19 protein-coding genes are annotated in these 18,888 nt (G+C 53.1%); 3 read left to right on the forward strand and 16 right to left on the reverse strand.

Going from position 1 to position 18,888, the window contains the following annotated elements:
- Positions 1 to 492 precede the first annotated feature (492 nt).
- Positions 493 to 630 carry a hypothetical protein gene (locus SH528x_RS14880; protein WP_442511304.1) on the forward strand — a complete coding sequence of 46 codons (138 nt, stop codon included), beginning with the start codon at positions 493 to 495 and terminating at the stop codon, positions 628 to 630.
- 792 nt (positions 631 to 1,422) lie between these two features.
- Here SH528x_RS14880 and SH528x_RS14885 read toward each other — a convergent pair.
- The 4 genes from SH528x_RS14885 to SH528x_RS14900 all read right to left on the reverse strand — a co-directional run bounded on the left by SH528x_RS14885 (position 1,423) and on the right by SH528x_RS14900 (position 4,008).
- Positions 1,423 to 1,590: a hypothetical protein gene (locus SH528x_RS14885; RefSeq protein WP_442511305.1), complete on the reverse strand. Its 168-nt coding sequence runs from the start codon at positions 1,588 to 1,590 to the stop codon at positions 1,423 to 1,425.
- Between the two features lie 85 nt (positions 1,591 to 1,675).
- Positions 1,676 to 1,978: a hypothetical protein gene (locus tag SH528x_RS14890; protein WP_442511306.1), complete on the reverse strand. Its 303-nt coding sequence runs from the start codon at positions 1,976 to 1,978 to the stop codon at positions 1,676 to 1,678.
- Positions 1,979 to 2,781: 803 nt separating this feature from the next.
- A complete protein-coding gene (locus SH528x_RS14895; RefSeq protein ID WP_442511307.1) occupies positions 2,782 to 3,081 on the reverse strand; it encodes a hypothetical protein in 300 nt (99 codons plus the stop codon).
- Positions 3,082 to 3,384: 303 nt separating this feature from the next.
- Positions 3,385 to 4,008, reverse strand: a complete 624-nt coding sequence (locus SH528x_RS14900) for a hypothetical protein (protein ID WP_442511308.1) — start codon at positions 4,006 to 4,008, stop codon at positions 3,385 to 3,387.
- Between the two features lie 732 nt (positions 4,009 to 4,740).
- On the opposite strand from SH528x_RS14900, the gene SH528x_RS14905 reads away from it, so the two are divergent.
- Positions 4,741 to 4,944: a hypothetical protein gene (locus tag SH528x_RS14905; RefSeq protein WP_442511309.1), complete on the forward strand. Its 204-nt coding sequence runs from the start codon at positions 4,741 to 4,743 to the stop codon at positions 4,942 to 4,944.
- A 237-nt stretch (positions 4,945 to 5,181) separates the two neighbouring features.
- Here the strand turns inward: SH528x_RS14905 and SH528x_RS14910 are convergent, their stop codons facing one another.
- A complete protein-coding gene (locus tag SH528x_RS14910; protein WP_442511310.1) occupies positions 5,182 to 8,430 on the reverse strand; it encodes a protein kinase domain-containing protein in 3,249 nt (1,082 codons plus the stop codon).
- Positions 8,427 to 9,026: an RNA polymerase sigma factor gene (locus SH528x_RS14915; RefSeq protein WP_442511311.1), complete on the reverse strand. Its 600-nt coding sequence runs from the start codon at positions 9,024 to 9,026 to the stop codon at positions 8,427 to 8,429. The genes SH528x_RS14910 and SH528x_RS14915 overlap by 4 nt, the downstream gene beginning before the upstream one ends.
- A 373-nt stretch (positions 9,027 to 9,399) precedes the next feature.
- Between SH528x_RS14915 and SH528x_RS14920 the strand changes: the two genes are divergently transcribed.
- Positions 9,400 to 9,552: a hypothetical protein gene (locus tag SH528x_RS14920; protein WP_442511312.1), complete on the forward strand. Its 153-nt coding sequence runs from the start codon at positions 9,400 to 9,402 to the stop codon at positions 9,550 to 9,552.
- 10 nt (positions 9,553 to 9,562) lie between these two features.
- Here the strand turns inward: SH528x_RS14920 and SH528x_RS14925 are convergent, their stop codons facing one another.
- The 10 genes from SH528x_RS14925 to SH528x_RS14970 form a co-directional block, all read right to left on the reverse strand.
- On the reverse strand, positions 9,563 to 9,703 hold the full coding sequence (locus tag SH528x_RS14925) for a hypothetical protein (RefSeq protein WP_442511313.1): 141 nt from the start codon (positions 9,701 to 9,703) through the stop codon (positions 9,563 to 9,565).
- A 323-nt stretch (positions 9,704 to 10,026) separates the two neighbouring features.
- Positions 10,027 to 11,199, reverse strand: coding sequence for a hypothetical protein (locus tag SH528x_RS14930; RefSeq protein WP_442511314.1), 1,173 nt, complete (start codon positions 11,197 to 11,199; stop codon positions 10,027 to 10,029).
- Positions 11,200 to 11,631: 432 nt separating this feature from the next.
- Complete coding sequence (locus tag SH528x_RS14935; RefSeq protein ID WP_442511315.1) at positions 11,632 to 12,129, reverse strand: hypothetical protein; 498 nt, start codon at positions 12,127 to 12,129, stop codon at positions 11,632 to 11,634.
- 402 nt (positions 12,130 to 12,531) lie between these two features.
- A complete protein-coding gene (locus SH528x_RS14940) occupies positions 12,532 to 12,921 on the reverse strand; it encodes a hypothetical protein (protein WP_442511316.1) in 390 nt (129 codons plus the stop codon).
- Between the two features lie 1,339 nt (positions 12,922 to 14,260).
- Positions 14,261 to 14,914, reverse strand: coding sequence for a tetratricopeptide repeat protein (locus SH528x_RS14945; protein ID WP_442511317.1), 654 nt, complete (start codon positions 14,912 to 14,914; stop codon positions 14,261 to 14,263).
- A gap of 352 nt (positions 14,915 to 15,266) precedes the next feature.
- On the reverse strand, positions 15,267 to 15,395 hold the full coding sequence (locus SH528x_RS14950) for a hypothetical protein (protein WP_442511318.1): 129 nt from the start codon (positions 15,393 to 15,395) through the stop codon (positions 15,267 to 15,269).
- Between the two features lie 544 nt (positions 15,396 to 15,939).
- The gene (locus SH528x_RS14955) at positions 15,940 to 16,440 is read right to left on the reverse strand and encodes a hypothetical protein (protein ID WP_442511319.1); all 501 of its coding nucleotides are present in this window, start codon (positions 16,438 to 16,440) and stop codon (positions 15,940 to 15,942) included.
- A 91-nt stretch (positions 16,441 to 16,531) separates the two neighbouring features.
- Positions 16,532 to 16,999, reverse strand: a complete 468-nt coding sequence (locus SH528x_RS14960; RefSeq protein WP_442511320.1) for a hypothetical protein — start codon at positions 16,997 to 16,999, stop codon at positions 16,532 to 16,534.
- Positions 17,000 to 17,570: 571 nt separating this feature from the next.
- The gene (locus SH528x_RS14965; RefSeq protein WP_442512132.1) at positions 17,571 to 17,972 is read right to left on the reverse strand and encodes a VOC family protein; all 402 of its coding nucleotides are present in this window, start codon (positions 17,970 to 17,972) and stop codon (positions 17,571 to 17,573) included.
- Positions 17,973 to 18,182: 210 nt separating this feature from the next.
- The gene (locus SH528x_RS14970) at positions 18,183 to 18,440 is read right to left on the reverse strand and encodes a hypothetical protein (RefSeq protein WP_442511321.1); all 258 of its coding nucleotides are present in this window, start codon (positions 18,438 to 18,440) and stop codon (positions 18,183 to 18,185) included.
- Positions 18,441 to 18,888 lie beyond the last annotated feature (448 nt).

The following is an 18,888-nucleotide window of genomic DNA, read 5'->3' on the forward strand; positions in this document are numbered from 1 at the left end:
ACACCGAAGGGGAGACCGATCGAGGAGTGACTCGGCAAATAACGACGAAACGGATAGATTCGATAGGCCCCGAGACGCCAAAAGTCAAAAGCTCAATAAGGCAAAACCCGTACCATATCTTGGCAGCCGAGACCAACTGACACGTCACGAGCGTTACAGTTCCACCGGGCTTCTTGAACAAAGGCCTTGAGCTTCGGCTAATCTCCCGAGCCACCTTGCTTCACAGAACGTTAACCATTTAACGAGATTCAGGCTCAACCTCCGCCCAACGCGAAGTCAAAGCCTTACTGGTTTTACCCGCTTACGAGCCAGCATGTGTAAGAATATCATTGGACCGTCGGGACCAAGCCGATCAGAATACCAATCAACGCATATATGGCGAATCCCCAGACAGCCCCGGAAACGGCATTTTGTCGTGTAGGTTTGGTGTCGTAAGCAATGCTCGATGATGTCGCAATTGTGAATATGGTCATTCCAACAAACGATCCAACGATGACAGTCGAAGCAGCTGGGTCTTCAAAGCCATCGGAACGGATCATTGCGGCAAAATACGATAACCACATGGCGACTGAAGTCGTGGCAAGCAAAGCGGTTCGGATGGAGATGCGAGTCAACTGTTCGGGGAAGTAGCGGGCATTTCAGTCGGGTAACGGTTGACGTCACCGCGATCCGGCGGTTGACGTTGTGATGGCAAGTTTAGCAACGCCGGATCTGCGGTGCACGTCGTGGTTCAAGTAAGCCGCTATCGCGGCGGGGGTACTTTCTCTTGGTCGAGGATTTGCATTCGCATCGAGTCGACAAGCGAATTATTCTAGGCATTATAGCGGGTTCTGTAGCACAGCATGGACACCCAAGTCTGGATCACCCGAGGGGCAGGCTCACTGCAATTCCAATGGACTTTGTTCTGGAATTCGGCGGCCCCTGCAAACGGGCACCCCCAACCGCGTTGAACTGCTAGCTGTGCTACTGAGTTCAACACCAGACGAACCACTAATTTCCTTGGAAATACTTGAACTTCGACCCGGCTTCGAGCGAAAATGATCGTTCGTAGCTCCGCGGAAAGTCTACACCGAAGGGGAGACCGATCGAGGAGTGACTCGGCAAATAACGACGAAACGGATAGATTCAATAGGCCCCGAGACGCCAAAAGTCAAAAGCTCAATAATGCAAAACCCGTACCATATCTTGGCAGCCGAGACCAACTGACACGTCACGAGCGTTACAGCCCCACCGGGCTTCTTGAACAAAGGCCTTGAGCTTCGGCTAGTCTCCCGAGCCACTCTGGTTCACAGAACGTTAACCATTTAACGAGATTCAGGCTCAACCTCCGCCCAACGCGAAGTCAAAGCCTTACTGGTTATCGGCCTGTGTTTGCAGCGGAGACGCCCCCACCATCGGATCACTCGCCCCGCTGCGTCCAGCTTACCACGCACGAGTCCGCGCAACAATCGACCGAGCAATATCGAGCATGGGAATCGACCGAGCAAGGTCGGTCTGGCCTTCGGCCCGGTTGGTGACCGGTGGCGTCACGTCGTACGTGTCAAAACTGCGACGGGCGACGTTGCAATTGAGTTCCCGTTCGCTGGACACTCGACCACTGTATCAAATCATCGCAAGCGCAACTTCGAGCATCCGAGATCGACCGCGCAACTTTTGTGTCCGATAACGGTTGACGTCACCGCGATCCGGCGGTTGACGTTGTGATGGCAAGTTTAGCAACGCCGGATCTGCGGTGCACGTCGTGGTTATCGGCCTGTGTTTGCAGCGGAGACGCCCCCACCATCGGATCACTCGCCCCGCTGCGTCCAGCTTGCCACGCACGAGTCCGCGCAACAATCGACCGAGCAATATCGAGCATGGGAATCGACCGAGCAAGGTCGGTCTGGCCTTCGGCCCGGTTGGTGACCGGTGGCGTCACGTCGTACGTGTCAAAACTGCGACGGGCGACGTTGCAATTGAGTTCCCGTTCGCTGGACACTCGACCACTGTATCAAATCATCGCAAGCGCAACTTCGAGCATCCGAGATCGACCGCGCAACTTTTGTGTCCGCGTAACGCCAGTCGTAACCGGGCGACCGCCCAAGACTTTCCATTTGTAAATGCGCCGCCGGTCGCTCCGGTTCACGACTTGGTTCAAGTAAGCCGCTATCGCGGCGGGGGTACTTTCTCTTGGTCGAGGATTTGCATTCGCTTCGAGTCGACGAGCGAATTATTCTAGGCATTATAGCGGGTTCTGTAGCACAGCATGGACACCCAAGTCTGGATCACCCGAGGGGCAGGCTCACTGCAATTCCAATGAACTTTGTTCTGGAATTCGGCGGCCCCTGCAAACGGGCACCCCCAACCGCGTTGAACTGCTAGCTGTGCTACTGAGTTCAACACCAGACGAACCACTAATTTCCTTGGAAATACTTGAACTTCGACCCGGCTTCGAGCGAAAATGATCGTTCGTAGCTCCGCGGAAAGTCTACACCGAAGGGGAGACCGATCGAGGAGTGACTCGGCAAATAACGACGAAACGGATAGATTCAATAGGCCCCGAGACGCCAAAAGTCAAAAGCTCAATAATGCAAAACCCGTACCATATCTTGGCAGCCGAGACCAACTGACACGTCACGAGCGTTACAGCCCCACCGGGCTTCTTGAACAAAGGCCTTGAGCTTCGGCTAGTCTCCCGAGCCACTCTGGTTCACAGAACGTTAACCATTTAACGAGATTCAGGCTCAACCTCCGCCCAACGCGAAGTCAAAGCCTTACTGGTTCTGTCGCATAATTGTCAGTCTATCGGCCCACGTCGCAGTTTGGAACTGCGGTCTGAAACTCTGTCAAGGCTGCTTCAGATATAGCAACATCGCAGATAGACAGCTCGAGCAGTTCCGTGCAATCAGCAAGCTTCCTAAATCCATCGTCAGTGATACTCGAGTTGCTGATTTGGAGTCCCTCAAGATTCGGAAACGAAGCAATGATCTCAAGTTCCGCGTCGGTAACGCGGCCATCAGGCAGGTAGATGTAGTTCAGCGACTTAGGAACAACTGGGTAAAGAATCTTGGGCAGCCATCCTGGGTGTTCGGGAATAATCATGCGGTGTTCTTTGAACGATACATTCCACACGTGGCCGCCTAGCGAATTCACGAGACGGACCACACGATTTTGTGATCGAATTCGATGCGATGCGACTGCAAGGAAGGCGGAGAAAACCGCGACGAGCACTAAGAGTGTCCGCACGGAGAATCGACGGAACGAGAAGTGTCGCATTAACGTTGCCTCGTGTAATGGCCCGATTCAATGACAGAACGCTGGCCGCGACCGGGGACGGCGAGTTGATTTTCCATTTGTAAAAACACGATGCCGTCCTCCGTGTCCACGGCATTGTTATGCCTTTTGCTAGTAGGTGTGGTCGACCCACGTTACCGCAAAGTCATCTGTGCGTTTCAGTTTATCGAATGCGTCGCTTCGCTGCAGTCGAGCGACGAGTTCATTGATGGCTATCGCGTAGTCTGTTTGCGGTGCGTGGCCGTCGCCTGCTTCCATCGCAGCGTGGTAGTGAGCGTTGTAAAGTTCGTGGTCAAATCCGCATTCGCGATCAAGATCGGCAAACCCTTGGTATGCCCAATCACCTGTGTTGTCCCGCAATTCTATGATCCCGGCCTCGGAGTAGTATTCACACCCGTTGGAGCGAAGGTGGGAGCGCCGGTTGTTGATAAATTGTAGCACAACTGCATCGTCGGTCCGTTCGAGTCCATCGTACTTTTCGGCGGTGCAAATCCCAAACTCTTCATCATGCTTGTCTTCTTCGGACAAGTCTGACAATGAATCGATCTGTCGCGTACGACGCTCCCAACCGGATTGGTATTGGTCAAGCGTAGTGGCGAATTGCTCAATTGAGTTTAGGCAAAGCATGTCCGCATCGATGGCGAAACGGTAAAACGTTTCGTGAGAGTGTTCACCTGCGAACTGTTGAATCTTCGTTCTGCAGCTGGCAACCAACTTGTCAATATCAAACGCCATTGGATTTGGATTTCAGTGGCATAACGTCTGAGGTCACCTGGCACGAACGGACAAGTGACCATCAGGAAATAGTTTTTTGAGTGCTCGGGTGCACCGGCATGGTTCGCCACACACGTTGCACGATGATGCACTGCCGAGCACTCCTGACCGGAGGATTGTATCGCCAACGGAATCCGAAATCAAATCGATAGCGAGTGGAAATGGGCAGCCTGACATTAGACGCAAATGCCGTGCTTTTGAATCGCCGAACGACGCGACATTGCGTGAGAGGCTCTGCGTTGGCGAACTTATGTTTCTGCGGTGGGTCAGGGTGAGAATAAGCCGTTTTGGGGTGTTCTCACCGGTTTTTCGACTTGTTCTCGCGGTGTGCCCCCTCTTCGGAGCGGGCGACCGGGATCGCTATTCTCACCCGCTGTGGGGCGGGTGTCAAGCTTGTTCTCACCCTGGTGCCCATCACTTAGAGGGGCGATGAAAATGGTTTGCTAGGATTGCCCACTGCGACTCACTTTCGCGTCAGCTGCCTGATTGGACTGCAAGCATTTGACGCGGAGACTGCTTTGCGATAGCAATGCAATTGATCGAACTTGAGAAGTCGTTCGCCGAGATCGCTTGCAGCAGTGGTAGGATGCGGGGCTGGGAAGTTGACAAGGTGGCCGGCTTTGGATTCTTTGCGCAGGGGCTGGTGCGGGGCAGTTGGCATCGGGCATGCGGAGCGTGCAGGGGGGAGTCACGATGGCATCGCAACTTTACATCAAACCAGGGTCGATGGAACAGGAATTGAAGTGGGCCAAAATTTGGTTCAAGCAACTCGCGACGTTCCTGGGGCGCGACGACTGGGACAGCCCGCGGCGAACCGAGTTTACTGCGGAGCAAATGATTGAGTTTCTAAAAAGTAAGCGGGATGCGAGAAAAAAAATATTTCAGGACTCAAATTAGCAATTGAGTCCGCGTACCTTTTCTTCACCCGTACCTTTTCTTCGCAATCTCGACACGATTGCTGCCGCTTCCCATTCCTGCATCGACCATCCATTGGTCGTCGGTGATCGTCAACTGCGCCGAGCAAGGATAGGTCGTCCGCGTTTTGTATTCGACAACGACACCATTTGACTCGGCGGAGATGAACTCCCAAACGCTCTGTAGCGAATTGGTTACTACGTCAAAGGCGTCCGATACTTATTTCTGCTTCACACTTTCCGATCGGCCTGCAGGACGGGTGCGGCGATAGGTGAGCTTCGTTGTCACCCCGTCGGTGGTGTGGAATGTCGTTGGCTTTGTTTCGTCGTCCAGATCAACTGCGATCTGCAGTTGTGTATCGTCTACGAAACCGTTGCCCATCAGGACGCCCGCAAATCGCGTGTTGCCGTCTTGGCTTAGCTGGAACTGGGGCAGCGGGCCGGCGCCGTAGACGATCGTGAAATCGAATGTCTCAGCAACGGCACCAACCATCGACAGGGTGGTTTTTTCGATGGCGAGACGTTCCCAATTCGGATGTTTCCGTTTCCATTGGTCTAGCGGTTTTCGCGACAGCGTTTCGCCTCTCTGCTCAACCGACACCAACTCCCAGGCACCCGTTAGAGGCGGATGGATATCGCCCCACGTTGATGAGGACCAACCACTGCGGCTGTATCGCAACTCCGCTTTTGACAGAAAAATTAACGACAACGGTCCAGGTCCATTCCCAAAGATTAACGTTGGCGCGATTTGGCGGAAACTTGGCGAAGAAATGCCGGACATGCCAGCGTAAGTCAGGTCATCGACCAAGCGGCCTGATTCAACAGAACTCTCTAGCGCCAACGCAATCTCCACTTTACCTTGTTGCCGATACATGCTTGCCGTGTCAATCAATGCTGACTGCATTTGTTCGGCTGTCAAATCAAGGATGGGGTGATCAAACAGCACCTTCCGCAATTGGCTCGTTTGTTCATTGAAGCCCGATGTGATCGCATCGAGCGTTCGTAAGTGATTGACGTCAACGATTTTACTGCCATTGAGAGAGTCGTTGATCTCTTTTCGGCGGCATTTAATGAAACAGACGTCGGCCCCTTGGTGAAAGCGTTTCGGTCGAGATTTCTTGGCGAAGCACAGCGTCAGCGTATCTCCATCGCATTGAATGATGCCCTTCCATCTATCCGGATAGTCAACCATCGGCCCGTTTTCTTCGACGGTCAAATCGATTGGATGTGATTGTTCCGGTGGATCGCTGTTGGCAGGACGCAGCCAATGGATGCGCATCGGATACTTCCCAATCGGGGAGTCAACTCTGATCTTTACCATCGCATCATCAACTTCGATCTCGACTGAATCTCGTTCTTTGAGAGGCTGCTCGAAACCGTCGAAGAACGTCTCACTGAGCCAGCGTCCTTGAATCCCTGCCTTGACGTCTTTGATCTTTTGGGGCTGGACAAGATCACGGTGGCTGGAACCCTTTCCAGCTTTCGCCTCCATGCTCGGTTCCACATTGACGATCGGTTCAGCGGGCTCCAGTCGCTGGAATTCTGTGTAGTAGACACCTGCGACCCACTGAAGTTTTTTAGGACGACTACGTGGATCAGGCGTCTTCTGGCTCTTGCCGAGATACATCCTGAGCTTGTCGCCCTCAACGCTCAGTAGGCCCAGCCCCGATCTATCTTCGGTTTCGATCAATTCGAATTGCACGGGCGTCTGGGATTCATCGACTCGAATCAGCACCTCACCGCTGGGACCGCCTTCGCGCCGAATCATGCGATCACCTTTGAATTCCCAAATAGTATTGACCCTGTGACTTCTTTCATCGCCGTCGTCCAAGATTTGCTGCGTGAGTCGCCATTTCCCTTGCAGTTGTTGTAGCGTCTTACTTAACGTCTCGTTTGGACGTGAGTTGTCCGACACGATTGTCTCATTCTCAGCGTCCGCATGCACGATTCGGACAGTTTCCTCGCCGCCACGCGTGAGAGACACGACTTGGTTGTTCACGGTCATCTTTTCGAACGGGCCATCGATCTCGACGAGGTAGTTTCCCGCCGCGATTCGAATGGATTCCTTGCCTTTGTTGACCGTGATATCTCTCACCAGATCTTTACCCTGCATGATCCGAATTGGAATGTCGTCGAAGTCGCACTCAATCGTCAGCGTGCCTTTGTTCAACTCCAGCACGATCAAGATGCCCGCAAAGATCAGCGAGAAAGCGAACGCTGAGGCGGCGATGAATTTACCGATCGCCGGGCGGCGCAAGTCGTCAAGACTTGCGGCTGGTTTAGAATCTGTGCAAGAGCCGAAACTCTTGACGAGTTTCGCTACCTTTTCTGGAAGTGGGGTTGTCGTGGGTTGTTGTACATGGGCGAGGCTGTCTTCGAGTAGTTCGGCGACCTCGACGGCTGAATCGAATCGGTCGGATGCTTGTTTCGCCATCAGTTTGCTGATGATGGTGCAGAGCCACTCGGGAATATCAGCATTGATTTCACGAATCGGTTTTGGCTGGTCATCGGTGATGCGGCGAAGGACTCCGTAACTTGTTTCTGCTCGAAAGGGCGCGCGTCCGGTACACATCATGTACAACACGCTGCCGAGGCTGAACAGATCGCTGCGGTGGTCGATTGATTCGCCGCGTGCTTGTTCGGGAGACATGAACTGCGGCGTGCCAGCAATAACGCCGGTACGTGTCATCGCGGCGTCATCGACGGCGCGGGCCAGTCCGAAATCGGTGATCGAGACTCGCTCGACCCCGTTGTCCAACAAGATGTTGGCGGGTTTGATGTCGCGATGGACGAGACCTTGGCCGTGGGCGGCAGCAAGCCCGGCAGCGATCTGACTGCCGACTCGTAATACCTCGGTCGTCGTTAGAGGGCCATCATGATCCAGTCGCTTTTGCAACGAATCACCGCCCACGAATGGCATCACCAGATACGGAAGTGACCCTTCGTTCGACACGCCGTGAATGGCGATCACGTTGGGGTGGATGACCGCTGCCGCCGCTTTCGCTTCTCGAGCAAACCGCTTGCGAGCCGACCCGCTGCTGGCGAGATGCGGAGCCATCACTTTGATGGCCACAATTCGATCGAGCGCTCGCTCATGAGCCTTGAGCACCACGCCCATTCCGCCGGCGCCGATCACTCCGGTGACTTCATAGCCGCCAATTCGCCCGTGCGATTGTGGGTCGTCGGTGGGGCCAAGTGACTGGATCACTTGTTCGATCTGCAATGATGTCTGACTCGCTTGATCAACAGGCGAATGGTCATCGGAATCCAGATCGAAAGTGTCTCCCAAAAATCGCTCCGCTTCTCTCCAAGCATTCGCGTCGGCGGCCGTGGTTTCCAGATGCAGTCGACACGACTCGCACGTATCCAAGTGATCTTGCAAATCGCTTTCTTCACGATCGCTGAGCCGCCCACGCAGGAATGCGAGCAGATGGTCGGGTGTGCTGCAAAGTGATTGTGTGTTGGTCATTGATTTTGTTCCTCAAGTTCTGAGATCACTTCGCTCAGTCGAAACATAATGCGACTGCGAGCGGTATAGATCGCGCCGATGCTTTTGCCAAAAGCCTCAGCGACCTCTTCCATCGACACGCTGCCCGAGACCGACATTTCAAACGCTTGCCATGATTCAGGGCGAAATTCAACGCGTACGGTTTTCGCGGCTCGCTGGTAGAGTTCTCGCCGGTATTCCGTTTCGATTAGCGCTGTCGTGGCTCCGTCGGGATCAACGATTTCCTGCAAGAGATTCTTGACGGACGACCCACCCACGGCTTGATCCCTGGGCGTCCGCATCAGGGCGTTCAGAATCGCGTTCTTGGTAACTCGGCTGAGCCAATGTCGAAACTTGCTCGACTCGTCACGTTTCTCCCAATCGCCGACGGCTCCCGCGACCGCCATCAGCACCTGCTGTGACAAATCTTGAGCGTCCGCATGCTGCAGTCCCCGAGCCACAGCGATCCGCACGATCACGGGCCGATAAATCGAAGCGAACCGCTCCCACGCATCCCGATTTTCGGGGTCTCGAACCTGCACGAGCAGGCTGTCACGTGTTTCAGGGAATTCGCTCACAGAAAGGTCTCCTACAGTCACTAACACATCCCAAGCAGCATTCTGTCAGAAAAATTCCGATTTCGTCAGGCACGACCGTTCACCTTATTGAGCGAAGATAGGGGCCATCCAATTTTCAGTGGCAAAACTGGCACGCAGGGAGACATGTGAAATCGGGAGCTCGTTCAGCCAGCTAAGCAGCTGGGCAGGAGTCTTTCAGAAAATTGGCCGTTTTGGCGTTAGCCCCGGTTCCGGCGCTGAACCGGGGTTAGCGCCCAAACGAAACGCTGTGAAGCATTTCGTAGCGGAACTCGTCAAGAGTTTCGACCAGCCTGGGAAACGAAAGTCTTGACGACTTCCGCTACGGGAAAACACGTTGTTAGCGGAGTTGCTGATGTCGGAGACCGAAGTGCTGCTGCGAGTCAATTTGCCGACGCGAGAAAGTGCGCGCATCTCAGACGCACGCGAAGTGGCGTTTTTCGCGTACCATGCGAATGCGACCGCAGACAAAGCCAAAGCGATGAGCGCGGTTCGGATCGAAAGTTGAATCTTCATCTTTAGTGGGTGGAGGTCTGGTTGAACCCTTGGTTCTTGCGATGGGCCTGTTCGGCAGACGATTCGCCAATCGAATTGATGTCGCGAACGTTCAGGATACTGCCTGAAGCGGGTCCGAGCAACAATTGACCGAGTAGATTCACGAGTCGGCGATATTTGCAGGCGCACCTGCACCGCTGGCATCCCGGCACTCGCGAGATCGCGCAACGATTAGTGCTTATTAGTGGCGATGAGTGTTCCAGCGAGAAAGAACAGTAATCTTCGCTAATCGCAAACTAATACCTTTGTCGTGGAGGTTTGCCCTGCGGCCACTGGCCGCGGCAAGCGATCGAGCAAGTATTACGAACCTTGGCGGCCGACCGAGCAATCACTGGAGCAAACGTTCGTGCCCGACTGTGGTTTATCGGAGAGTACTGCCCTCCTTCGTTTTCGTGAGAGTTCCTCATAGCCAAACCGATCGCTCCAATTACTCCAACGAAATGCGACGCGGTGCACCCGAGCGATTCGTTTGCTTTCGCAGGATCGCAGGCGCGATTTGCTTAGACGATAGATGAATGCTCCCCTTGCGCCCGTGCTTCAGTATTTGGATTCGCAAGAGATCGCCCATGAGCTCTCGTTGCGTTTCACTGGGCCTGAGAAAGGCTACGAAAGTACCAGGTTTCTTCATCTCTTTTTCGATCTGTTTTCGAATGTGCGACTTTGGGTTTGGTTCGTCCAGCGAAACACCGTTGACGGTCACTCCGCAAGCTTCGAGAGTTAACATCAAACCTTGTTCGTATCCGAAGTCTTCGGCCACGGAAGGTGGCAACGCCATCTTGATGCCAAAGACTGTATCTTCAATAAAACTATAAATTTCACCTTTCTCATTAACTCCCACTGGAGTCAATGTTTCGTTTGCGGGCTTGCTGTCTTCGCCGCGGACTTGGCGGATTAGCGCATCAACGTCCTGACCATCCGGGTGGATCGGGAGCAACGGCACTGAGATCTTGAAAGAGGTCGGTTTCTTGACGGGTTCCATGAAGATCGCGAGGTCCGCCGAGCCTTCCGGTGGCTCTTGGTCGCTCATCTCGTCATCAAAGCGGGTGAAGACTTGAGCCCTATAGAATCCGGGTTCGCACCGAATCTGGATGCTCGAAGCCCCCGTGTAAATGGCGTCTTCTTTTCCGTGACGCAGTTGCTCGTCAGTGGTCATATCTTCGTCTTGATCAAAGTGATCGTGAAAGAATTCGTCGCAGTAGATCAGCCGAAGTCGCCCGGTCGGCAGATCCAGGAATTGATGAACGGGTTCGTACCAGATTCCATCGCTTGGACCGTTGTCGGACACCTTGGATTTGGAGCGAGTTGGCTTTTCGGTAGCACCAACCACAAGGTCGAGATAAGGCACACCGTCGCTGTCGAGGATGTCGGGACGTGACGCAATTGCCATCCATTTCCCTCGACCGGCCCAGCGTCGAAGCTGGTCGTACTGTTTTTTGGGCTCCGCACGCAGTGCGACCGCAATCGGATCGAACTCCAACTTATTGAACGCTGGCAAATGGGATTCATCGACCAGGACGGTGCAGCACGCGCACGCACCTGAACGAACGCTTATGGCATTCTCTGATACGCGGTGCAGCGGAAATTGTTGTTTTCTGGGCATGTTGGAATTTCGCGAGGGCTATTCTCAAAAGTGTACTTGCTTACCGGTCGCTGAAACCGAGTAATTTTTCTGGCCTCGGCGTTCTACTGAAGTGAGCGATTTGTCGGTCAATTTGTAGGGCGAGCTGCGTTAGAAATGCCGGAACGATTAAAGCATGGGAAAGGAAGATTCGACCACCGGAACTCTATTCCTGTAACCAGGTGGCTGTGATTGCGGCGATTTTCTCACAAAACTTGAAGAGCCCTGGTCTTGAAAACGTGCGGACGATGGATTCATGTCGCGGTAGCGCTGACGAATCGGTTTTGGCTACCGGACGATAGAGGTTGGCAATCAATGTGAATGACGCGAACCGGACCTTAGTGGCAGAACGGCTGCGATATGCGGGTTTGTTCCGGGGTTCACCTTGATCATTTCGATATCGCGTTCTGCAATTCATGGCGTGGTTCTTCGTTTCTTGCGCCGGCGGACCCGTTTGCCGTTACTTTTCGCTTCCAACGCAATCGCATTGGCTGATACTGACGCCAGCAATACCCCGTCGAATACGACGAGCGAAAATGTAACGATACCGCAAATCGAATTTGCGATATCAAATTGAGTCACGGAGGTTACGGTTCGCCATAGAAAATACACAGCGATCGATTGCAGAATTCCGATCGCAGCGGCAGACAGAAAGACGGAATTTGAAGGTGAGAATCCGTATCGAAAAGGAATCAAGTTAGGATTGCCGTCTGTTTTCTGAGAAGCAGCCAAATGTGGCACCAGGAAAAAATGTTCTGGCATCAATGCCATACCGATCATGATTCCATTGAAGCCAAGTGTTTCGGATGTGAATGGCGTACCGCTCGGAAACGCTCCATCGACGAGAATAGTCAATGCGAACGCGGTGGCGACACAAGCGAGTGCGTAAATACAGACGCCAAGAAAAACCATTGTGTTACGTCATTCCGTTGATGAGTTTCGATGGCAAACCGTTGTGAATCTCGTGGTCGCCGCGAAGGACTGACAACTTCAATATTTTTGACTCAGCAACCCACGTTCATCCGATACTTCGCCCTTGCTTCGTGCTCAGTCCAGGTTTAAGTATCGTCGCAGAGTGTCAGTGAAGTGTGCCGTCAGTGTATCGAAGCCGCTATGGTTTTCCAGTCAAACGCAGAATCGTAGAAGTTGAACATCATTGCAGCGGAAACGTATGTTCCGAGTGCTTTGAAAAATAAAATGCGGCGACGTCTATCCTACGCGATGTCAACATCCTAAGGCTGTAGGCGGAACTCGTATCCGTCATGAACCAAACGTCCCTTTTTATCGTCGCTTTATTATCTGCCTTTGGGACGGTTATTTGACAGGTCGTGACCAAACCTCCGAGAACGGATTGCCATCACCGATTTGAGTGTATTTGCCATCCTTAACCGTGACCGTGAACTTGAATTCAGAACCGATCATCTGCATGGTGTTTTCGTTTGCGAACGTTAGTTTTTCCGTGTATTTGTCACCATCAAGCGAATACGTGCCGCCATGGTGGAAAATCACTTGTCCCGTTTTAGGATCGGATTGTGTGATGATCCAATGGCCGAGTCCGAAAAACTTCATTCGTGCGCCGGGCTGCGGTTCAATTTCAGCATCAGGTTCGCCGGCAAGAACCCAGACACCAAGAAGTTGCTGCTGCAGGCTGGCCGAACCGTCCGTTGCTGCATCAGCATGAACCGGTTTGGTTTCTTGTGCCATGCAAGTAGCGGTACTAGTGAATACAGTAACCAAACAAAGCGCGACTGGGAACGAGAGTTTTTGGTACATAAAGATTCCTGTTTGTTGATTAAGGCGGATAACAATGAATTACGATCTATCCGACTACTTTACAGTCGGATTGATCGTACGCTCAAACGCGAACGCTTTGGGGCTTGGTGATTTGAATCGAACTTCGATTGATTCCTGTGAAGATTTTAGCCGTCACAAATTCTAGTTGCAAGCGTTTGGTTCGGCTTTCAAGCACCGTTTGGAGCTTTGCACGCTGTTGAAAGGTACCTGTCGGAGTACATCGCAGCTGTCATCGAACCTTCACCATGCTGGAACCCAATCTCGCTTTGTTCGTTGGTTGATGTGTTTACGACGAGTCATCCGCTCTCCCGATATCAGCGTGGACGACTGGGGCTGTGCATAATCTCGCTCCAGCTCGGCTTGAGTTCCACATCGATCTGCTCCAAACTGCCGCCACACTGCTTCTTTGGGGTTCGCTTTGATCGATATCTTCTGTTGAATTTTCTTCTGCGGGACAGTTTCGTAAATCACGACGCGATTTTTGTGGAGTCCGCGCCGCGCCGGTTGTTCCAACCGCCATAACGCCGCGTTATGATGTAGCCGGTGGCAGGACGTGAAGCGACCAACGACGAATGAACTCCACTCCGCTGAGCGGAGCTGGAATCTGTTTGCGGCCACCTCTTGGCATCGTTCCTCCCCTGCCATTGTTTCCATCCGATTTTGTGGGAAGAAGGGAACCAATGGAGAAGTGTTTGGCCGCCATCCAGATAAGGGGCCGATTTCTGCAACATATAAATCACACCTCTCGAGCAACCATTCAGTTTGCAGCATGCTGCAGACTGCGATACCGAACCAGAAGCCCGGCGGATGCCTAGGTGAAACATGAAGCGTAGGTAGATCGAGAGCTTGGGCGGGGACAGATCACGAATCCCTTATCGTGGAAGATCCCGTTGGCGTACCTTTTAGTAGGTCTTGCGCGAAAGCCAGGGTCCTGCATTCGCAAGATACCTGGTGCCGACTGCAAGTTAGCAGTGGGCATCGCAGTTTACCCACGCGGTCAACGAAAGTTTGAAGGGAACGAGCAAGTACGTATTTCGGTCAGCTCACACGACTGTCTTCTCAGTGACAAACCGCCGAACGACGGTCAACTCATTGTGGCGCTGGCTGTTATTCAATGGCCCAAGTCATCGCGGCAACGTGGTGGTTTCGAACTCGTGCTTGGGCCGCCGGATGCGGCCCCGCATGTCCAGTGGTGTGGGAACGGCTCCAGAGCAATACCGACGGTTATCCGTCGTCTTTTGCCCTGCTCTCACGGATTGAGATACACTGCTTTCAGTTCATCGGGCTCGACTTCTAGTTGTAATCTGCCAAGCCAAAGAATCGCAAGTTCGAGATCCGGATTGAGTGAAATGGCGGATTCCATTTGGTTTATCGCTTCGTCGCGACGCTTTCGCTTTAGGTAAATATAACCAAGGTTGTAGTTTGCGACGGCGTCATCCTGATGTGCGGATTTGAGTATAAACAAAGCATCGTTATCACGCTGGATGTCGACGTAAACGATCGCAAGGTTGTTCGCGTAGAGAAGGTTTTTTGGCGAGAGCCCAACGGCAGTTTCGAGGTGCTTTCGAGCGTTTTTATAATCCTTGCATTTCCAAAAAGCGTAACCAGCATCGTTGTGAAAGCGAGGGTTTTCGGGATCGAGCACCGAAGCTCGTGCATAAGTTTCTGCAGACAATAGGAACTCGCCCGATCTGTACTGTTCCCTCGCGACTTCAGCATACTTCTCGGGATCCTGCGCCGCCGGGACTATCGCCGCCGCTTGGCGTGAATCCCCATTGACTCTTGCGTTGTGTTCAGCTCCGCCATCATTTTGCGTGCATGCTGCCCCTAACAAGGCGAAGGCAAATAACATCGTGAGCAAACCGAGAGGCACGCTTCGGATTTGAATTGCTCGATCAGTCATGGATTTGAGTTGGATTACGGCTAGCGATTACCGAGCACGGCCCATGTGGTCACCATTGGTAACGATCCCATGCCGTGCTTCGTGTTAATCGCATGGTTCGCCGCATTGCAGCGGATATACGCAACCCAGTGCCAACGACGATGAGTAGAGTGTAACAATCGCATCTACCGCCAGCAAATCTCTCGGCGAACGTCACCGATCACGGTACGGCGACGATTGATTGTCCATTTGAAATTGCCCGACTTCGCCAATCTAGTGCATGTGATTGCACGTCGGCTCATGCATTGGCGTGGCATCAGAATGACCCGGATCAGCGGGGGCCGGGATTTGAGCAGCGATTTGATTAATTCAATCACCGGACCGCCGGTGGATCCGAGGGTGCGTCGGTGTTTGCACACGCCAACGATCGCGTTTGATTTCGATGTCCATAGAAAAGACCGGCGAGAAAGCAGCCAATCGCACCGCCGGCAATAATTGCCATAGTTACAACCGATTGGGGAATCTTGGAAACGCCGCTCGTTGTTGCGATGACGTTTTTGTGTTGTGCAATTCGTGCAGTAATTGTTTGTTCACGCTCAAGTTCCGATAATGTAACTTTCAACTCGATTGCATCATCACCAGACGTGCTCAAGCGATTTGCCTTTTCACGGAGTCCATCGATCTTTGCGACACGTTTTTTTTGCTCTTGGCTCAAAAGTTCGACTACTCGTCTATCGTTCTCCTGTGAGCGGTTGCCCGTCTGTAGACGATGTTGATCACCAACGACCCAACCAGCACAAAAAGCGGCGAAGGCAAGAGTGGCAGCGAACAGCAACGAAAGACCATATTGCCTCGCAGTAGAATTTACAGGTCGCTTCGCTTGCATCTGTGCACCGTGAATCGGAGTGCTCATTGGTAATCAAGACTCCCCTGATGCGAAGTCCCGAGTAACGGCGGAATTCACCGAGAACGCGCAGTAGACGTTGTGATGGCCAAGTCGCCGTGCTCGCGTTTTTCAGTGCAATTCATGGTTCTACCTTACTGCGTCAATCTTCCGAGATGAACTGCCACGAGTCGGCAATGGCAACGTGACTCCATAGGTTGAATGGCAATTCGGTTGGTCCATGTTGGACAAACCCAGTATGACCTGCGGGTGCGTCGTCAGTCCAGAGGCAAACAACTCCGCTTCGATGTTGTTCGACCTTGCAGATCCGAAGTGGGCCAATCCAAAACGGAGTTTTAATTGCCGTGCCGGAAGCAACGTCGCCGGCGATTCGGTCGAACGTCGGGCGAGAAAAATGGAACACCGTCTGTAGCGGCATGTCGAATAGGAAGGTGGATAGTAGAACGGCAACCGCAGCAATGCCAAGCAAGTAACGTTGTATCGAGCGACTAGCGACTATCAAGGTGAGGCTGACAATTAAAAGCGGAAGACAAACCATGCAAAGGAGAAATCGCTCTAGCGGCCAGATTGCCGCCACGCAACCAATGACCGGCGGAAGCGAGATCAACGTGATAGGTATCAATTGACGGAGGCGTGGCATCATGATGGACTGAACGTTACGCGTAATCGGAAAGACGCGGGAAAGTTTCTAACGGCCAAATTGCTCAACTCGCGTTCTCCGGTTCACGCGAGGGTTACCCGTCAGGTTGGCGTTCGGGAGAAGTCAATGTGCAGGAAATGCGACGAGCTTCGAGGTGGGCAGGAGTCTTGACAATCGCATCGTCAGGCACCAACGAACTAATGAAACGGTCGAGTATAGCCTTGCCTATCTCTTTGTGCTTGGGATCGCGACCTCGGAAAAGGACAGATACCCGAACGTCGTTGCGTTTCTGCAGGAGCGACCGTACGCGTCGCGCTTCGTCGCCCAGGTCCATGTCCAAATGCGTTGCGGGGCGAATCCGAATCTCCTTCGTACGAACCGTGGTCGTTTTATCCGAAGACGGTCGAAGTTCACGGTCGTCATCGCCGACGGGCCAAGCGAGAGAGTTGCAATTTGGGCAACAAACATCGCCAGCAATCGAACGGTTTAGGCGGAACTCCGTACCGCAAACATCGCATTGATGCGGCACGCCCTCGGGTGTACGGGAAGAGGGGTCATTCATAGGCAGAAAGGTTCATTCGGGTAACGGTGGTGGTCACACGGCGATCCACGACGCTGCATTCACGGAAAAGACACTGCCGCCGCTCGTGTGCACCAGTGGGGCATTACGCTGTGCCTGTTTGGCGAGCGATTCGCCAATCGGACCATCTCAGCGAACCTTCAACATACTGCCCGAAGCGGGACCGAGCAACAATTGACCAAGTAGATTCACGAGTTGGCGATATTTGCGGGCGGACCTGCACCGTTGGCATCCCGGCACTCGCGAGACCGCGCAACGATTAGTACTTATTAGTGGCGATGAGTGTTCCAGCAAGAAACAACACTAATCTTCGCTAATCGTACACTAATGGCTTTGTCGTGGAGGTCTGCCCTGCGGCCATTTGCACCAGCAAGCAATCGAGCAACCATCTCGGAAATTGTCTATCGACCGAGCAAGTATTACGAACCTTGGCGACCGACCGAGAAACCACGGCAACGATCACCGAGCCCGAACGATAGATCTGAACATTGAAATGCACACGCACGTCCGGCTTCACGTGCTTCGTTTTGTTACCGGTCTGGGGTTAACGGTGTTAGTCGGCAGTTGGCATTTTGCTCATGTCCATCCACATTGATTCCCAGACGTGACCATCCGGATCGGCCAAGCTACGGCCGTACATGAATCCGTGGTCTTGGACAGGATTTATGTTGGCGGTGCCGCCGTTCTCAGCCGCGGATTCGTTCATCGCATCCACGGCATCACGAGAATCGCACGAAATACAAAGCATGACCTCACTGGATGAAGTCGGCGGTATCGGGCGTGTCGTAAAGGTGCGCCACTTGGCGTGTGTCAACAACATGACGTTGATTGACTCGCTCCATACCATGCACGCAGCCGTGTCGTCGGTAAATTGCGGATTATTCGTAAATCCAATCGCGGTGTAGAATCGCATCGACGCTCTAAGGTCGACAACAGGGAGGTTGACGAAAATCATTCGGGACACAGACGGCTCCTTTCAGTAGTTGGTTTTTGGGTGGATTTCGTCGCGATTATAGCAGTGGATTTGCAATGGTGGATCCGCGTGCCATAGGACGCTCTGCCGGACAACGGGTCCGTTGACCGGGCGGCGCCGATTTATCCAGCAGCGGGTTGTGGCAGGTGACTCACGAAAAACAGATCACGGGCAGCCCACAGCGCCGCTGCATCACATTGTGTACCCATCCGACTCTATTTTTGCAAATCGCGAACCGGGCCCGTAGATAACTTTGTACCGGTGTGTTTTGTCGTTGTTTTCGATACCAGAAGATCGGCCGATATACTCGTAGGTAGTGCCGTCACGCTGGTCGAACCAGGTTCGCTCATCCAGCTTGATGAAATGCGTCTGCGTTTGTCGGATCAGCGGTGCTGCAAGAATCGCAGCGGCTATGATCAGCGACCCAAAAATAATTCCTCGTATATTCATCTTGATCACCTGGCATGCTGGTCGGGAACGTCGTATCCATCTTCCTCGGCCCGGGAATATAGGAAATCAGTCCACTCCGATAGAGACTGAAAAACAAGCGTCGTGGCATTCACGGCAGCTTCTGCTGAATCGAAACGCGTGCCGTTCTCAATGTTGAAGATTATCCTGCGGGCAAGATCGTACGTCCAGCAGTCTCCATCACTTTCACCGCTCCAACTCGCGATGCCGAACAGCTCGAACTTGGTGTGAAAGTAGATTGGGGAGCAGTCGACTTGGTAGGTCGATAGCTCTCGAGGCGGGAAGAGCTGAACAACCCCTGCGTCTACCCACTTGTCCGGTGTAACGGCAGCCATGAACTGACGAAGGTCTGGGGGGACATTGATCGAGTACAAATTCCAGACGGGGTCCAAAGCAGTCTCTGGGACTCCAATTTGAATGTCGACCGATG

Source organism: Novipirellula methanifontis (assembly GCF_052161655.1).
Classification (GTDB): domain Bacteria; phylum Planctomycetota; class Planctomycetia; order Pirellulales; family Pirellulaceae; genus Novipirellula.

Excerpts from the sequence above, each read along its gene's own strand:
- SH528x_RS14880 (WP_442511304.1), top strand. The coding sequence starts at position 493 with ATGACAGTCGAAGCAGCTGGGTCTTCAAAGCCATCGGAACGGATCATT.
- SH528x_RS14895 (WP_442511307.1), bottom strand. The coding sequence starts at position 3,081 with ATGATTATTCCCGAACACCCAGGATGGCTGCCCAAGATTCTTTACCCA.
- SH528x_RS14900 (WP_442511308.1), bottom strand. The coding sequence starts at position 4,008 with ATGGCGTTTGATATTGACAAGTTGGTTGCCAGCTGCAGAACGAAGATT.
- SH528x_RS14905 (WP_442511309.1), top strand. The coding sequence starts at position 4,741 with ATGGCATCGCAACTTTACATCAAACCAGGGTCGATGGAACAGGAATTG.
- SH528x_RS14910 (WP_442511310.1), bottom strand. The coding sequence starts at position 8,430 with ATGACCAACACACAATCACTTTGCAGCACACCCGACCATCTGCTCGCA.
- SH528x_RS14920 (WP_442511312.1), top strand. The coding sequence starts at position 9,400 with ATGTCGGAGACCGAAGTGCTGCTGCGAGTCAATTTGCCGACGCGAGAA.
- SH528x_RS14930 (WP_442511314.1), bottom strand. The coding sequence starts at position 11,199 with ATGCCCAGAAAACAACAATTTCCGCTGCACCGCGTATCAGAGAATGCC.
- SH528x_RS14935 (WP_442511315.1), bottom strand. The coding sequence starts at position 12,129 with ATGGTTTTTCTTGGCGTCTGTATTTACGCACTCGCTTGTGTCGCCACC.
- SH528x_RS14940 (WP_442511316.1), bottom strand. The coding sequence starts at position 12,921 with ATGGCACAAGAAACCAAACCGGTTCATGCTGATGCAGCAACGGACGGT.
- SH528x_RS14945 (WP_442511317.1), bottom strand. The coding sequence starts at position 14,914 with ATGACTGATCGAGCAATTCAAATCCGAAGCGTGCCTCTCGGTTTGCTC.
- SH528x_RS14950 (WP_442511318.1), bottom strand. The coding sequence starts at position 15,395 with ATGGCAATTATTGCCGGCGGTGCGATTGGCTGCTTTCTCGCCGGTCTT.
- SH528x_RS14955 (WP_442511319.1), bottom strand. The coding sequence starts at position 16,440 with ATGATGCCACGCCTCCGTCAATTGATACCTATCACGTTGATCTCGCTT.
- SH528x_RS14960 (WP_442511320.1), bottom strand. The coding sequence starts at position 16,999 with ATGAATGACCCCTCTTCCCGTACACCCGAGGGCGTGCCGCATCAATGC.
- SH528x_RS14965 (WP_442512132.1), bottom strand. The coding sequence starts at position 17,972 with ATGATTTTCGTCAACCTCCCTGTTGTCGACCTTAGAGCGTCGATGCGA.
- SH528x_RS14970 (WP_442511321.1), bottom strand. The coding sequence starts at position 18,440 with ATGAATATACGAGGAATTATTTTTGGGTCGCTGATCATAGCCGCTGCG.